Source organism: Silanimonas sp. (assembly GCF_027530345.1).
Lineage (GTDB): Bacteria > Pseudomonadota > Gammaproteobacteria > Xanthomonadales > Xanthomonadaceae > Silanimonas.
In genome coordinates this window covers 135732-149009 of the sequence record NZ_JAPZQK010000002.1, presented here as the reverse complement: position 1 = coordinate 149009, position 13278 = coordinate 135732, and the positions used below count along the sequence as shown (strand labels likewise).

Here is a 13278-nt window from a genome sequence, read left to right as displayed (position 1 = left end):
GTCGTCGGAGGGGTCGACAGTGTCGACCCCTGCGCGTGGCGATGGCGTCAGTCGGCCTTCACCGCCGCGCCCGGCAGGCGGGCGAAAAGCGGCTGAAGGGCGAGGTGCAAGGCGCCGATGACCGCCACCCACGCGAACGCGACCTGCGCGTAGGGGAGCAGCCAGTCGCTAAAGTTCTTTGCCCAGCCGGCGAGGGTGGGCTCGGCCACGCTGCCGCTGAACCAGTAAAAGCCGCCCTGGGCCAGCAGGTGGCAGGCGGCGGTGCCCACCGCGAGCGCGAGCACCAGACGTCCCAACAGCGCCCAGCGCGGGGCGAGGCCGTTCGCGGCGGCCCACTGCCCGGCGGCCATCATCGCGGCGTGCGCCGGCAGCAGGAACCAGTAGCCCGGCGAGACGCAGTAGTGCGACCAGAAACTCACGCCGGTCGCCGAGATGACGAGGTAGTCGACGAGCACGGCCAGCGCCATCAGGGCCGGGAAGGCCCAGCGCTGGTGGCCCGCGAGATAGAGGCCGGAGGCGAAGAACACCGCCCACGAGGCGTCCGGGATGGCGCCGAAGTGATGGGCGCGCGTGGCGGCCATGAGCAGGGCGAGGGCAGCGAACACCGCGAGAGCGGGGCGGACGGCAAGGCGCATGGAGGGTGATCGGCAGCGGAATCGAAGGTCGGGAGTCTAGCCGATGCCTCGGCCGCCGTGACCGGCCGACGACCTCCGGATCGAGGGAGACGCGTATCCTTGCGCGGCATGGAGATCCGAGATTTCGACGTGGTGGTGGTCGGCGGTGGCCTCGTCGGTTGCAGCTTCGCGTGTGCGCTGGCGCCACTCGGCCTGGCCGTGGGCCTCGTGGATGCCGGCACCGGCTCGACGCCGCTGGCGGCGGACCCGCGCAAGCTGGCCTTGGCGGCCGCCAGCCTCAATGCCTTGGGCCGGCTGGGCGTGCTCGCTCGCCTTGCCACGCCCCCGACGCCCATCGAGCGCCTCCATGTCAGCCGCGAGGGCGATTTCGGCGTGCTCTCGGTGGCGGCGCGCGATGTCGGGCGCGAGGCCTTCGGCGGTGTCGTGCTCGCCGGAGATCTCGGGTCGGCACTGCAGCAGGCGGTGGCCGCGCTGCCGGGCCTGGTGTCGGTGCGCGGCACGGCTACTGCGGCCGGTGTGGCCGACGACGGTTATCGCGCCCTCGACGTCCACGTGAGCCCGGGCGACCCCGGGACCGCGGCGTCCGTGCAGCGCTGGCGGGCCCGGCTTGTGGTCGCGGCCGATGGCACGCACTCGCCGCTGCGCGCTTCCGCGGGCATCGGTGTCGAGACCCACGACTACGGGCAGACCCTGATCGTCACCTCGGTGCGCATGGGTGCCGCGACCCCGGGCACGGCCTACGAACGCCTGACGGCGACAGGCCCTTGCGCCCTGCTGCCGATGGCCGGCGGGCGCCATGGCGCCTTGATGGGCGTGGCCACCGACGAGGCGGACGCCGTGATGGCCCTGGATGATCGCGCCTTCGCCGAGGCGTTCCAGCGCCGCGCCGGCTGGCGTGCCGGTGCCGTGCGCGAGGTCGGTGCGCGCAGCGCCTGGCCGCTGCGCCGGCTGGTGGCGACATCGCTGGTGGCCGAACGCCTGGTGCTGGTCGGCAATGCGGCGCAGACGATCCATCCGATCGGTGCGCAGGGCTTCAACCTTGGATTGCGCGATGCGCTGAGCCTCGTCGATGTGCTGGCCGAGACACGGACGAGCGGCGCTTCGGACCCCGGGGCCGCGCCCGTGCTTGCGGCCTACGAGGATCGCCGCGGCATCGACCGCGCCGAGACCCTTGCCTTCAGCGACGGCCTCGCGCGGGTGACCGCGAGCGAATCCCCATGGCATCGCCTCGGACGCAGCCTCGGTTTCGCCGCGATGAACCTCGATGCCGGGCTGCGCGCGGGCTTCGTCGCCGGCGCGATGGGCTTCCGCGGCCGCGTGCCGACGCTGGCGAGGGACGCCGCATGAGCGCCTCGATCGAACGTCGCCGCCTCGATGCCGTCGTGGTCGGCGCGGGCATCGTCGGCAGCGCACTGGCGCTCGGGCTGAAGCGCCGCGGCCTCGATGTCGCAGTGGTCGAATCCACGCCGCCGGCCGCGTGGCGCGCCGACGCGCCGGACCTGCGCGTTTACGCGATCGCGCCCGACAGCGAGGCCCTGCTTGGCGCGCTCGAGGTCTGGCCGGCCGTGCGTGCTGCGCGCGCCCAGCCCTACGCGGCGATGCAGGTCTGGGACGCCGGCGGTGGCGCGCCCTTGCGCTTCGACGCCGCCGCGCTTGGCGTGCCACGCCTGGGCCACATCGTCGAACACGGGCTGCTGGTTGATCGCCTGCAGGCGGCGCTCGGCGCCGCGGGCGTGCCGATCCTTGATGCCGCCGTCGAAGGCCTTGAGCCCGGCGACGACGACGTGGCGCTGCGATTGGCCGGCGAGCGTCGCATCCGCGCCTCGTGGGTGTTCGGCGCGGACGGCGCGGCCTCCGCGGTGCGCGGGCTGGCCGGCATCGACCTCGACGCCCGCGACTACGCGGCGAAGGGGCTGGTCGCCTACCTGCGCACCGAGCGTCCGCACGACGCCACCTGCTGGCAGCGCTTCCTGCCGTCCGGGCCGCTGGCCCTGCTGCCCTGCGCGGACGGCCGCGTGTCGATCGTCTGGTCGCTGCCGCAGGGCGAAGCCGATCGCCTCGCCACCGTGCCCGAAGCGCAATTCAACGCCGAGATCACCCGCGCGTCCGATCGCGTGCTCGGCGATCTCGCGCTTGATTCGCCGCGCATCGCCTTTCCGCTGAAGCGCCAGCTCGCCACCCGTACGCGCGAGGGGCGCATCGCCTTGCTCGGGGACGCCGCGCACGCCGTGCATCCGCTGGCCGGGCAGGGCGTGAACCTCGGTCTGCGCGACGTCGGCGAGTTGCTGACGGGCGTGGACGACGCCCTGTCGCGGCGGCGTGCGCCGATCTCGGAAACGATGCTGTCGCGCTGGGCGCGGCGCCGGCACAGCGACAACGTGGTGTCGGCGCGGGCCTTCGAAGCCATCCATGACGTCTACTCGAATGCGGCACCGCCGGCTGTCGCCTTGCGCGGCTGGGCGCTGGCAGCCGGCAACCTCCCGCCGCTCAACCGCCTGCTCTGGGGCCATGCCGCGGGAGGCGCGCGATGAGTGCCGAAGCCCATGAGCGCACCGGTGCGGGCTACCGGCGCGAAGCTTTGCTGCACGCGCAGGCCAAGACCTGGGAAGCCGTCAATGCGATTGGTCGCGGCGTTCGTCCCGGCATGCGCGAGAGCGAGGCCAAGGCCTTGGCCGGCGAGGTGCTGGCTTCACTGGGCTACCAGCGGCGCTGGCACCCGGACATCGTCCGCGTCGGCCCGAACACGCGGCTGATGTGGAAGGAGCGCTCGCCCGTTGACGCGGTACTCGGCGAGAACGACCTGTTCTTCGTCGACCTCGGCGCGGTGTGGGATGGCCACGAGGGTGATGCCGGCACCACCTTCGTGGTGGGCGAGGACGAGACGATGCAGGCCTGCGCCGCGGCCTGTCGTGAACTTTGGGACCGCGTCGCCGCCGCATGGCGTGAGCTGCGCCCGACCGGCCGTGAGCTCTACGCCTTCGCCAAGCGCGAGGCGACCGCGATGGGCTGGGAATTCAACCACGACGTGAAGGGCCATCGCGTTGGCGATTTCCCGCACGCGATCCACAAGGCGCCGGACTTGGGCGCGGTCAGCCATGAGCCGGGCGATGCGCTGTGGATCCTCGAGATCCAGATCCGCCATCCGGAGCGGCCGATCGGCGCCTTCCACGAGGACCTGCTGGCGCGCTGAAGGCCGGACGATGGTCTCCCTGGTCTGGAGAACGCGCTCCTGCCCGGGCATCCACAGACAGAAGCCTCCGCTGGAATATGTCGTCTGCCCGCACCGGATGGCGAGGCGCCGGGCTTGCCTTCACGTTCGCGGCGTCGGCCGCTCGCAGCGAGGGGTGCCGTCCTTCAGCCCCCGCGCCGCCTGGCTCAGGTAGCGCTCGCGCAGTTGGGCAAGGCTCAGTGGCCACGCCATTTCCTCCCCGGCGGCCTCCAGGCGTGCAATGACGTCGGGGCCGACGCTGGGGTCGACGTAAATGAAGGCGTGGGCGGTGGAAAGCACTTCCAGGCGAGGGGTCACATCGCTTGGCTTCACGCCCTGAAGGAACAGCGCATACAGCACCGGCTCCTTGGGGCCGATCACGGCGTCAATCTGGCCCAGAACCCAGAGCCGAGCCATCTCGTTGAAGTCCCGGACCACCACCGCTCGATCCGTGCTCCTGATCAGGGGGCGGATGGAATCGGAATAGATCGCTGTCGTCGTCGGCGCGACACGCGAGGTTTCGGAAAGCCTCTCGAGTCTGACCATATCCACACTTACGGAGAGGTTGAGTCTCTGCATGTGCTCATCGCGCCAAGTGCCTGGAAAATCCAGATCCATGGTGATGTTGCGCTGCTGCAAGGCGTCGCGGGAATGCGACCCCGGGACATCGACGAACGTGATCCGCAAGTCGGCATTTCTGGCGAGTCGCCGAACCTGGCTGGGCACGATGCCCCGGACTTCGCCGCATGCATCGCGCATCACCAAAGGCGCGATGCTGGTGAAGGGAAAACGGAGCTCAACCTTCGGCTCAGCGGCAGAGGCGCCGAGACCAAGAACCGATAAGGAGGAAACGACAATCCATCTCAGCCATGTCATGGCTGCAGGTCCTTGTGCTCCGATTTGCCTAAAACCCTAGCAGGCAAATCGTTATCCCGCTGCCGACGACCCCAAAAAGAAAAACCCGCCTTGCGGCGGGCTTTTGCATTGGTGCCCAGGAGAGGACTCGAACCTCCACGGTTTTACCCGCTAGTACCTGAAACTAGTGCGTCTACCAATTCCGCCACCTGGGCAGGTGCCTCGCAACGCCGGAGGCGCTGGAAGGCCGCGAAGATTACGGGCCGCGCGTCGGACTGTCAACGCCCGGTGTTCACGTCGCGGTATGCTCCCGCCCATGACCAAATCGAAAGGCAGCCGGGGCAAAGGCCCCGGCAACGGTCCGGGCGGTTCGTCCGGCGGCAGTGGCCGGGGCAAGCCGCCGGCAAAGGCACCCTGGATGCCGGAGGCGACGCGCGGCAGTGGTCGCGCAGGCCCCCGTCCCCGCAGCTACGACCCCTACGGCGTCGACGCCCCCGCCGGCACGCCAACGGCGACCCGAGGCGCGGCCGACCCCCATGCGGGCCGCGAGGCGCAGCGCTACGACAACCCGATCACCAGCCGCGAGGCCATCCTTGCGCACCTCGTCGCCGCGCCCGGCCCGGTGACCGCCGACGAGCTGGCCAAGGCCTTCGCCCTCGAGGCGCCCGACCGCTTCGAGGCGCTGTCGAAGCGGCTCGCTGCGATGGTGCGCGACGGCCAGCTGCTGCTGAACCGCCGCGGCGGCTTCGCGCCGGCCGAGCGACTCGACCTGATTCCCGGCCGCGTCATCGCCAACCCGGACGGCTTCGGCTTCCTGAAGCCCGAGGACGGCAGCGACGACTTGTTCCTGCCGCCGAACGAGATGCGCAAGGTGATGCACGGCGATCGCGTGCTCGGCTGCGTCACCGGCGTCGACCGTCGCGGCCGCCGCGAAGGCGCCGTCGTCGAAGTTCTCGAACGCCGGCTCACCCGCGTGATGGGTCGCTTCGAGGAGCGTGCCGGCATCGGGTACGTCGTGCCCGACGACCGCCGCATCCTCGCCGAGGTGCTGATCCCGCCGCTGGCCCGAAATGGCGCGAAGGAAGGCCAGCGCGTGGTCGCCGAGATTACCGCGCCGCCCGAGTCGGGCCGCCCGCCCTTCGGCCGGATCCTCGTCGTGCTGGGTGATCGACTCACCGCCTCGCGCGTGGTCGAAGCCGCCATCCACACCCACAACCTGCCGCACGATTTCCCGCAGGAGACGCTGCACGAGGCCGAAGCGGTGCCGCTCGAGGTGCCGGCCGACGTCGCTGCCAAGCGCGTGGACCTGCGCAGCGTGCCGCTGGTCACCATCGACGGCGAGGACGCGAAGGACTTCGACGACGCCGTGTGGTGCGAAGCGGACGGCAAGGGTTTCCGCCTGATCGTCGCCATCGCCGACGTCTCGGCCTACGTGCGGCCGGGCACGGCGCTCGACGCCGAAGCGGTGCAGCGTGGCACCTCGGTGTACTTCCCCGGCTTCGTCGTGCCGATGCTGCCGGAGACGCTCAGCAACGGCATCTGCTCGTTGAACCCGAAGGTCGACCGCCTGTGCTTCGTCTGCGACATGCGCGTCGACTTCGACGGCAACGTCAGCCGCTCGAAGTTCTACGAGGCGGTGATGCGTTCACACGCCCGCCTGACGTACACGACCGTCGGCAAGGCCATCGACGGCGACGAGGAGGCCCTGGTCCAGTTGGGCTCGCTGCGCCCGCAGATCGAGGCCCTGCACCAGTTGTACCGGGTGCTGTCGAAGGCGCGCGGCGAGCGCGGCGCGATCGAGTTCGAATCGGGCGAAGTGCGCTTCGTGCTCGATGCCAAGGGCGAGGTGATCCAGGCCGGCATGCTGGAGCGCAACGACGCCCACAAGCTGATCGAGGAATGCATGATCGCGGCGAACGTCGAGGCCGCGCGCTTCGTCATCCGCAAGAAGATCCCGGCACCCTTCCGCATCCACGATCGTCCGCCGGAGCGCAAGTACACCGAGCTGTTGGAATTCCTGATGGAGTTCGGCCTGCGCCTGCCGCCGTGGCAGAAGGTCGAGCCCAAGGACTTCACCACGCTGCTGCGCAAGGTGCGCAAGCGCCCGGACGCCGCCCTGCTGGAAACCGTGCTGCTGCGCTCGCAGAGCCTCGCGCAGTACTCCATCGAGAACATCGGCCACTTCGGCCTCGCGCTGGAAAGCTACGGCCACTTCACCTCGCCGATCCGCCGTTACCCGGACCTGCTGCTGCACCGTTCGATCAAGCACATCCTCAACGGCGGCAGCGCCAGCGACTTCAGCTACACCGAGAAGGAGATGGGCACGCTCTGCCTCGCCTGCTCGGAGAAGGAGCGCCGCGCCGACGAGGCCGAGCGCGAGGTCGACGAGCGCTACCGCAGCGCGTGGATGGAGCAGCACGTTGGCAGCGATTTCGACGGCGTCGTCAGCGGCGTCACCAGCTTCGGCCTGTTCGTGGAGCTGATCGAGTCGAAGGTCAACGGCCTCGTCCACGTGACCATGCTGCCGCACGACTACTACCACTTCGACGCCACGCGGAAGACGCTGGCTGGCGAGCGCCGGGGCCTCGCATGGTCGCTCGGCGACACCGTGCGGGTGAAGGTGCTGCGCGCTTCCGTCGAGGACCGCCGCATCGACTTCAAGCTGGTGCTGCCGGACGAGATCGACACGCCGCGCAAGGGCGGCACGCCGACCGCGCGCCCGCATCCCAACGCCAAGGCGCCGCGCGGTGCGGCAAAGGCTGGCCTCGGCAAGCCTGCCGGCAAAGGCGGCGCGCCCAAATCGAAGGCCGGCAAGTCCCGCCGCTGACGAAAACGATACGGAACCCCTCATGAGCAAGACCAGCTGGATTGTCGGCATCAATGCCGTCGCCTCCGCCCTCGAGCACGACGTCGCCAATGTTCGCGAAGTGCTGATGGAGAACAGTGGCAAGAACCCGCGCCTTTCCGAGATCGAGAAGGAAGCCGTCGATTGCGGCATCCCGGTGCGGAAGGTGAACACGCAGGCGCTGGAAGGCATCGCCGGCGGCACGCGCCACCAGGGTGTGGCCGCGCGCTACGAAGCCGCCAAGCTGCTCGACGAGAAGGACCTGAAGGGGCTGGTCGAAGGCGCGGAGGGCAAGGCCCTGGTGCTCGTGCTCGATGGCGTGCAGGACCCGCACAATCTCGGCGCCTGCCTGCGCAGCGCGGCCGCCGCGGGCGTCACCTGCGTGATCATCCCGAAGGACAAGGCCGTGGGCGTCACCGCCACCGTGCGCAAGACCGCGGCCGGTGCGGCCGACCGCATCGCGTTGGTGCAGGTGACCAACCTCGCCCGCGCGCTTCGCGAGCTGAAGGACCTTGGCGTGTGGCTCTACGGCTTCGCCGGCGAAGCCAAGGCCTCGTTCTACTCGCTCGACCTCAAGGGCAATGTGGGTCTCGTGCTCGGGGGCGAGGGCGACGGCCTGCGCCGCCTCACCGGCGAGACCTGCGACCAGCTTGTCCGCATCCCGATGCCCGGCGACATGGAGAGCCTCAACGTCTCCGTCGCGACCGGCGTCGCGCTGTTCGAGGCGGTGCGCCAGCGGGGCGCCGCGTGAGCCTGCAGTGGTTCGACTTCATCGGCATGGCCGGCATCGCCTTCGTGCTGCTGGCGTATGCGCTGCTTCAGGCGGGCAAGCTGCAGGGCAGTTCGATCGGCTACCAGGTCGCGAACCTGTTTGGTTCGATCTTCATCCTCGTCTCGATCTTCGGTTCGCCGGCCCCGATCACCGAGGTGCTCACGCCCTTCCTGATGCAGATCGCTTGGATCGCGATCAGCCTCTACGGGCTGTGGCGCGGCTTGGCAGCGCGTGCAGCGGCGTTCCGCGCGCCGAAATCCCCGGCAACCTGAGCCGCGTCGCCGCCGCCCTCCGGGCCGCGCTCAGTCCTGCGCGGCGCGCTGCAGATCGAGGTCGTTGAACTGCTTCCAGCGGTTCATCACCGCGCAGAACAGCTGCGCCGTGCGCTCGGTGTCGTAGACGGCCGAATGCGCCTCGTTGCCGTCCCAGGGCAGTCCTGCGGCCTGAACCGCCTTGGCGAGCACCGTCTGGCCGTAGGCCATGCCGGCCAGCGTCACCGTGTCCATCGTGCTGAAGGGATGGAAGGGGCTGCGCTTGTGGCCCACGCGCGCGATCGCCGCGTTGAGGAAGCCGAGGTCGAAGTGCGCGTTGTGGCCGACGAGGATGGCGCGCTGGCAGCCGTTGCGTTTCGCGGCCGCGCGCACCGGGGTGAAGATGCGGTCCAGCGCGAGCTTCTCCGGTTGCGCGTCGCGGAACGGATGGTCGAGCTGGATGCCGGTGATCTCCAGCGACTTCGGGTCGATCTCGAGGCCCGGCGCGGGCTCCACGTGCACGCTCACCGTCTCGCCAGGAAACAGGAAGCCTTCGTCGTCCATCTCGATCGGCACCGCGGCGATTTCCAGCAGGGCGTGCCGCGCGGATTCGAAGCCGCCGGTCTCGACATCGACGACGACGGGAAGGAAGCCGCGGAAGCGCGAGGCCATCGGCGGCGCGCCGGTGGCGGCGGGCGTGCCCTGCGGGCCCTGTTCGTCGAAATCACTCATGCGCGCAGGATACCAGCCGCCGCGCGCCGGCCCTCAGGTCCAGAAGTAGCGCACGAGGTGGAAGAAGATCGGCGCCGAGAAACACAGCGAATCCAGGCGATCGAGCATGCCGCCGTGGCCTTCGATCAGGTGCCCCCAGTCCTTGATGCCGCGGTCGCGCTTGATCGCCGACAGCACCAAGCCGCCGAAGAAGCCCATCACGCAACTCGCGAAGGCCAAGCCCGCGGCCTGCAGCGGCGTGAACGGCGTGATCCATGACATTGCCGCGCCGAGCGCCGTCGCGCTGAGGATGCCGCCGATGAGTCCTTCCCAGGTCTTCGACGGCGACAGCGTGGGCGAGAGCTTGTGGCGGCCGAGCAGCTTGCCCCAGACGTACTGCAGCACGTCGCTGCCCTGCACGACGAGGATCAGGAAGGCGATCAGCAGCATGCCTTCGCCTTCGTGGCCGGGGATGCGCAGGTCGAGCAGGGCGGGCAGGTGCGACAGGCTGTACACCGCCACCATCACGCCCCACTGGATCGTGGCCGCGCGCGTGAGGAAGCGCTTCGGGTCACCGCTCAGCGCGGCGAGGATAGGCAGCAGCAGGAAGCCGTACACCGGCACCAGGATCGACCACAGGCTGTACCAGTCGACCCAGATCAGCGCGTAGTGCACCGGCAGGCACAGGAAAAAGCTGGCCAGCAGGGCGTGGTGGTCGCCGCGCCGCGTGTCGGTGATGGTGAGGAACTCGCGTAGCGCGAGGAAGCTCAGCAGCGCGAAGAAGCCGATGACCGCACTGCGCCCCATCCAGAACACCAGGCCGAGCAAGCCCACCATCCACCACCACGCGTTGACGCGGGCGACGAGGTTGTCGATGACGGCGTTCGGCTGCCCCTTGGCCACGGCGTGTCGCAGCACTAGGCCAACGAGGCTGGCGAAAAGCAGCGTCCCGCCGAGGCCGGTGAACAGACGGACGAACGGATTGGTGAAGTCGGGCATCAGCGGTCGTCCTGTTCGGGGGCCAAGGCGAGCAGGGCCTCGCGGGCGCGGTGCAGGAAGACGTCCTTGGGCTCGCCTTCGTCGACGTGCAGCGGTTCACCGAAGCGCACCGTGCACAGAAGGGGCACCGGCAGTAGTTCGCCCTTCGGCATCACGCGATTGAGGTTGTCGATCCACACCGGCACGAGGTTCAGCGCCGGGCGGCGACGGCCGACGTGCCACAGGCCGGCCTTGAAGGGCAGCAGGCGCTCCTCCGTGAGGTTGCGCGTGCCCTCGGGGAAGAGGATCAGCGAGTCGTCGGCGTCGATCGCTTCGAGCATCTGTTCGATCGGATCGGCGGTCCGCGTCGCCGGGTTGCGGTCGACGAGCACCGCGCGGAACACGCGCTGGCCGATGAAGCGCCGCAGCGGGTCGCCGTTCCAGTAGTCGGCGCCGGCGACGGGGCGCGTGCGGACGCGTTCGTGCGGTTCGAGCGAGGACCACAGCAGCACGAAATCACCGTGGCTGCTGTGGTTGGCGAAGTAGACGCGCTGCAGACCGGGCGGCGGAGGAGCCATCCAGATCGTGCGGGCGCCGGTGAGCAGGCGCGTGGCCGTGGTGATCGCGGCGGCAGCGAGGCGGGCCAGCATCAGCGCAGCCCCGCGCGCACGCGGTTGACGATCGTCCAAGCCAGCAGCAGGCAGAGCACCGGCATCAGCCACGCGATCCATGCTGGCAGCGATCCGGCGAGGCCGAGCCAAAGGCCGAGCGCGCCGAACACGAAGGCGCGGTCGCTCTTGCCCAGCGGGCCGTCGTAGCGACGCGCGCCACCCATCATCGGGCCGAGCGCGCCCGCATACTCGCTGAGTACGGCCAGCAGTACGACGCCGAAGACCCAGCCTGGTGCGAACGGCGCGATCAGCGCGAAAGGCAGGAACAGCGCGCTGTCGGCGATGACGTCGGTGAGTTCGTTGAGGTAGCCGCCGAGGCGCGACTGCTGGCCGAACTCGCGGGCCAGCATGCCGTCGACGGCGTTCAAGGCCATGCGCAGCAGCATCCACGCGGGTAGCAGCAGGAACAGGCCGGGGCGCGGATCGAGGGCCAGCATCACGCCGAGGGCGACCGACACGAGGCACGTCGTGAGGGTGACCTGGTTGGCGGTGATGCCGGCCCGCGCCAGAGAGGCAACGCCCGGGCGAAGCAGGGCCTGGAAGCGGGGTTTGAGGGCGTAGAGCGTCAAGGGGGCGTGGGGGAGGGAGGGGCCAGCCACGCTAACGATCGGCCTCGCCGGCGGCAAGGTCCGCGTGGCGCGTGGTTCGTCCGCTGATCGCGAGTCGCGCATCCAGCGACGCACCGCCGTTCGAATCCGCTACTGCATCCCCCGCGCCTTCGGGAGACCCGCCGCGCTCAGCAGGCCGCAGCCAACTGCTGGCGAGCCCAGGCCTCGGCCGCGTCGAACCGGTCGAATTCGCGGAAGGGACTGAATCCGCTGAACACGTTGGCGAAGATCGGCATCATCAGGCTGCGGCCCTCGATATCGGCCGCCGCGACGTAGGCGTTCGCGATCGGTGCGAGCCCTGAGCGCCGCCACTCGCCGAGCAATTGGTCGAAGGCCTCCAGAGCATCGGGCGTGGCCAGCATGCTCCGGTGGAACGTGCTGACGTGGGCGAAGGGCCCGCCATCGGCCAGGCGCTGGAGCAGCGGACGATAGGCGCGGATCACCGCCTCCACGATCTCTCCATCGAAGGGCCCCGTCGACTCGAAGAACAGCACCCGATCCGCGATGTGGGCGGTGATGTGGCCGCGCGGCGCGTGGGGGATCACGACCTAAGGCCCCGCGGATTGCTCGGACAGGGCCGTCCGGTTCACGACGCTTCGGCCAGCATTCGGGCGATCCACGCCTCGGCCTCGTCCCGGCGTTCGAAGATCTCGAAACAGGCCCCTTCCCAGGCGCGCCGGTAGTGGGTTTCCACGATCGTCTTTCCTTCCACCTCGGGCCCGACCACGTAGGCGCTGGCCGTTGGAATGATGCCCATCGACATCCACTCGGCGAGCAGAGCGGCGAACGCGGTGAAGGCGTCCGGCGTCGCCAGCATGCTCGCGTGGAAGGTGGTGATGTGGCCGAACGGCCCTTGGGCCGCGGCGTCGCGGAAGGTCGTCGTGTGGATCTCGCGGATCTGGTCGACCATTTCGCGATTGAAGGGGCCGGTGGCGTCGATGTAGACGACCCGGCTGCCGGCCACTGGTGGCGATGCCTGGTCGACGGCGCCGTGCGGCGCGAACGCCGACGGGCCGATCGGAGGTCGCTGCCCGGTCGCCATCGCCCTTACTCGCTGGTCTTGTCGGCCTTTTCCCGGCTTCCCGCCATCGACTCGCCGTGCACCAGGAACCAGGTGTTCTCGGCGATGTTGGTGGCGTGGTCGCCGATGCGCTCGATGTTCTTGGCCATGAACAGCAGGTGCGTGCACGGCGTGATCTGCTTCGGATCCTCCGCCATGTAGGTCAGCAGCTCGCGGAACAGGCTGGTGTAGGCGGCATCGAGTTCGGCATCGCGGTCGCGCATCGCGGCGGCACGGTCGGCGTCGCGCAGGCGGTAGGCCTCGAGGGCTTCGGCCAGCAGCTCGCTGGCCAATCCGGCCAGCGCGGGCAGGCCGCGGGCCGGGGCGACGGGGGCGCTCTGGTTCAGCACCATCGAGCGCTTCGCCACGTTGGAAGCGTAGTCGCCGATGCGTTCGATGTCGGCGGCGATGCGCAGCGCGGCGTACACCTCGCGCAGGTCGCGGGCCATCGGCTGGCGCAGGGCCAGCACGCGCAGCACGTCGTTGGAGATGACCTGCTCCAGCTCGTCGATGGCGTCGTCGTTGATGGTGACGCGCTCCGCGGCCTTGCTGTCGCGGCGCTGCAGCACGTCGATGGCCGCCTCGATCTGGCCGAGGGCCATCTCGCCCATGCGGGTGATCTCGCCGTTGATCCGCTGGAGCTCGGCGTCGAAGCTCTTGACGATGTGTTCGGTGCCCATGATT

At 69.7% G+C, this 13278-nt stretch carries 15 protein-coding genes and 1 tRNA gene; 6 read left to right on the top strand and 10 right to left on the bottom strand.

Translation table 11 applies throughout. The annotated features are described in order from the left end of the window. Positions 1-47: 47 nt before the first annotated feature. Complete coding sequence (locus tag O9255_RS00925) at positions 48-635, bottom strand: hypothetical protein (RefSeq protein WP_297864942.1); 588 nt, start codon at positions 633-635, stop codon at positions 48-50. A 108-nt stretch (positions 636-743) separates the two neighbouring features. On the opposite strand from O9255_RS00925, the gene O9255_RS00920 reads away from it, so the two are divergent. The 3 genes from O9255_RS00920 to O9255_RS00910 are packed head-to-tail and all read left to right on the top strand — an operon-like array spanning position 744 to position 3825. Then, on the top strand, positions 744-1982 hold the full coding sequence (locus tag O9255_RS00920; RefSeq protein ID WP_297864941.1) for an FAD-dependent monooxygenase: 1239 nt from the start codon (positions 744-746) through the stop codon (positions 1980-1982). After that, positions 1979-3166: an FAD-dependent oxidoreductase gene (locus tag O9255_RS00915; RefSeq protein ID WP_297864940.1), complete on the top strand. Its 1188-nt coding sequence runs from the start codon at positions 1979-1981 to the stop codon at positions 3164-3166. The genes O9255_RS00920 and O9255_RS00915 overlap by 4 nt, the downstream gene beginning before the upstream one ends. Then, positions 3163-3825 carry a M24 family metallopeptidase gene (locus O9255_RS00910; RefSeq protein ID WP_297864939.1) on the top strand — a complete coding sequence of 221 codons (663 nt, stop codon included), beginning with the start codon at positions 3163-3165 and terminating at the stop codon, positions 3823-3825. The genes O9255_RS00915 and O9255_RS00910 overlap by 4 nt, the downstream gene beginning before the upstream one ends. 120 nt (positions 3826-3945) lie before the next feature. On the opposite strand, the gene O9255_RS00905 is transcribed toward O9255_RS00910, so the two are convergent. After that, positions 3946-4719 carry a hypothetical protein gene (locus O9255_RS00905; protein WP_297864938.1) on the bottom strand — a complete coding sequence of 258 codons (774 nt, stop codon included), beginning with the start codon at positions 4717-4719 and terminating at the stop codon, positions 3946-3948. A 109-nt stretch (positions 4720-4828) separates the two neighbouring features. After that, positions 4829-4913: transfer RNA gene (locus O9255_RS00900), tRNA-Leu, on the bottom strand. A 101-nt stretch (positions 4914-5014) separates the two neighbouring features. On the opposite strand from O9255_RS00900, the gene rnr reads away from it, so the two are divergent. The 3 genes from rnr to O9255_RS00885 are packed head-to-tail and all read left to right on the top strand — an operon-like array spanning position 5015 to position 8587. Beyond that, positions 5015-7525 carry a ribonuclease R gene (gene rnr, locus O9255_RS00895; RefSeq protein ID WP_297864937.1) on the top strand — a complete coding sequence of 837 codons (2511 nt, stop codon included), beginning with the start codon at positions 5015-5017 and terminating at the stop codon, positions 7523-7525. Between the two features lie 22 nt (positions 7526-7547). Next, positions 7548-8294, top strand: coding sequence for a 23S rRNA (guanosine(2251)-2'-O)-methyltransferase RlmB (gene rlmB / locus O9255_RS00890; RefSeq protein ID WP_297864936.1), 747 nt, complete (start codon positions 7548-7550; stop codon positions 8292-8294). Beyond that, on the top strand, positions 8291-8587 hold the full coding sequence (locus tag O9255_RS00885; protein ID WP_297864935.1) for a hypothetical protein: 297 nt from the start codon (positions 8291-8293) through the stop codon (positions 8585-8587). The genes rlmB and O9255_RS00885 overlap by 4 nt, the downstream gene beginning before the upstream one ends. 30 nt (positions 8588-8617) lie before the next feature. Here O9255_RS00885 and rnt read toward each other — a convergent pair whose 3' ends face one another. The 7 genes from rnt to phoU form a co-directional block, all read right to left on the bottom strand. Then, positions 8618-9298, bottom strand: coding sequence for a ribonuclease T (gene rnt, locus O9255_RS00880; RefSeq protein WP_297864934.1), 681 nt, complete (start codon positions 9296-9298; stop codon positions 8618-8620). 33 nt (positions 9299-9331) lie between these two features. Continuing rightward, entirely contained in the window at positions 9332-10276 is a 945-nt protein-coding gene (locus O9255_RS00875) for a phosphatidate cytidylyltransferase (RefSeq protein ID WP_297864933.1), read from the bottom strand. After that, on the bottom strand, positions 10276-10905 hold the full coding sequence (locus O9255_RS00870; protein WP_297864932.1) for a lysophospholipid acyltransferase family protein: 630 nt from the start codon (positions 10903-10905) through the stop codon (positions 10276-10278). Before O9255_RS00870 ends, O9255_RS00875 begins: the two co-directional genes overlap by 1 nt. Then, positions 10905-11495 carry a CDP-alcohol phosphatidyltransferase family protein gene (locus tag O9255_RS00865; RefSeq protein ID WP_297864931.1) on the bottom strand — a complete coding sequence of 197 codons (591 nt, stop codon included), beginning with the start codon at positions 11493-11495 and terminating at the stop codon, positions 10905-10907. The genes O9255_RS00870 and O9255_RS00865 overlap by 1 nt, the downstream gene beginning before the upstream one ends. Positions 11496-11662: 167 nt before the next feature. Next, complete coding sequence (locus tag O9255_RS00860) at positions 11663-12079, bottom strand: hypothetical protein (RefSeq protein WP_297864930.1); 417 nt, start codon at positions 12077-12079, stop codon at positions 11663-11665. A 41-nt stretch (positions 12080-12120) separates the two neighbouring features. Next, on the bottom strand, positions 12121-12576 hold the full coding sequence (locus tag O9255_RS00855; RefSeq protein ID WP_297864929.1) for a hypothetical protein: 456 nt from the start codon (positions 12574-12576) through the stop codon (positions 12121-12123). Between the two features lie 5 nt (positions 12577-12581). Next, positions 12582-13274 carry a phosphate signaling complex protein PhoU gene (phoU, locus tag O9255_RS00850; protein ID WP_297864928.1) on the bottom strand — a complete coding sequence of 231 codons (693 nt, stop codon included), beginning with the start codon at positions 13272-13274 and terminating at the stop codon, positions 12582-12584. Positions 13275-13278: the final 4 nt, after the last annotated feature.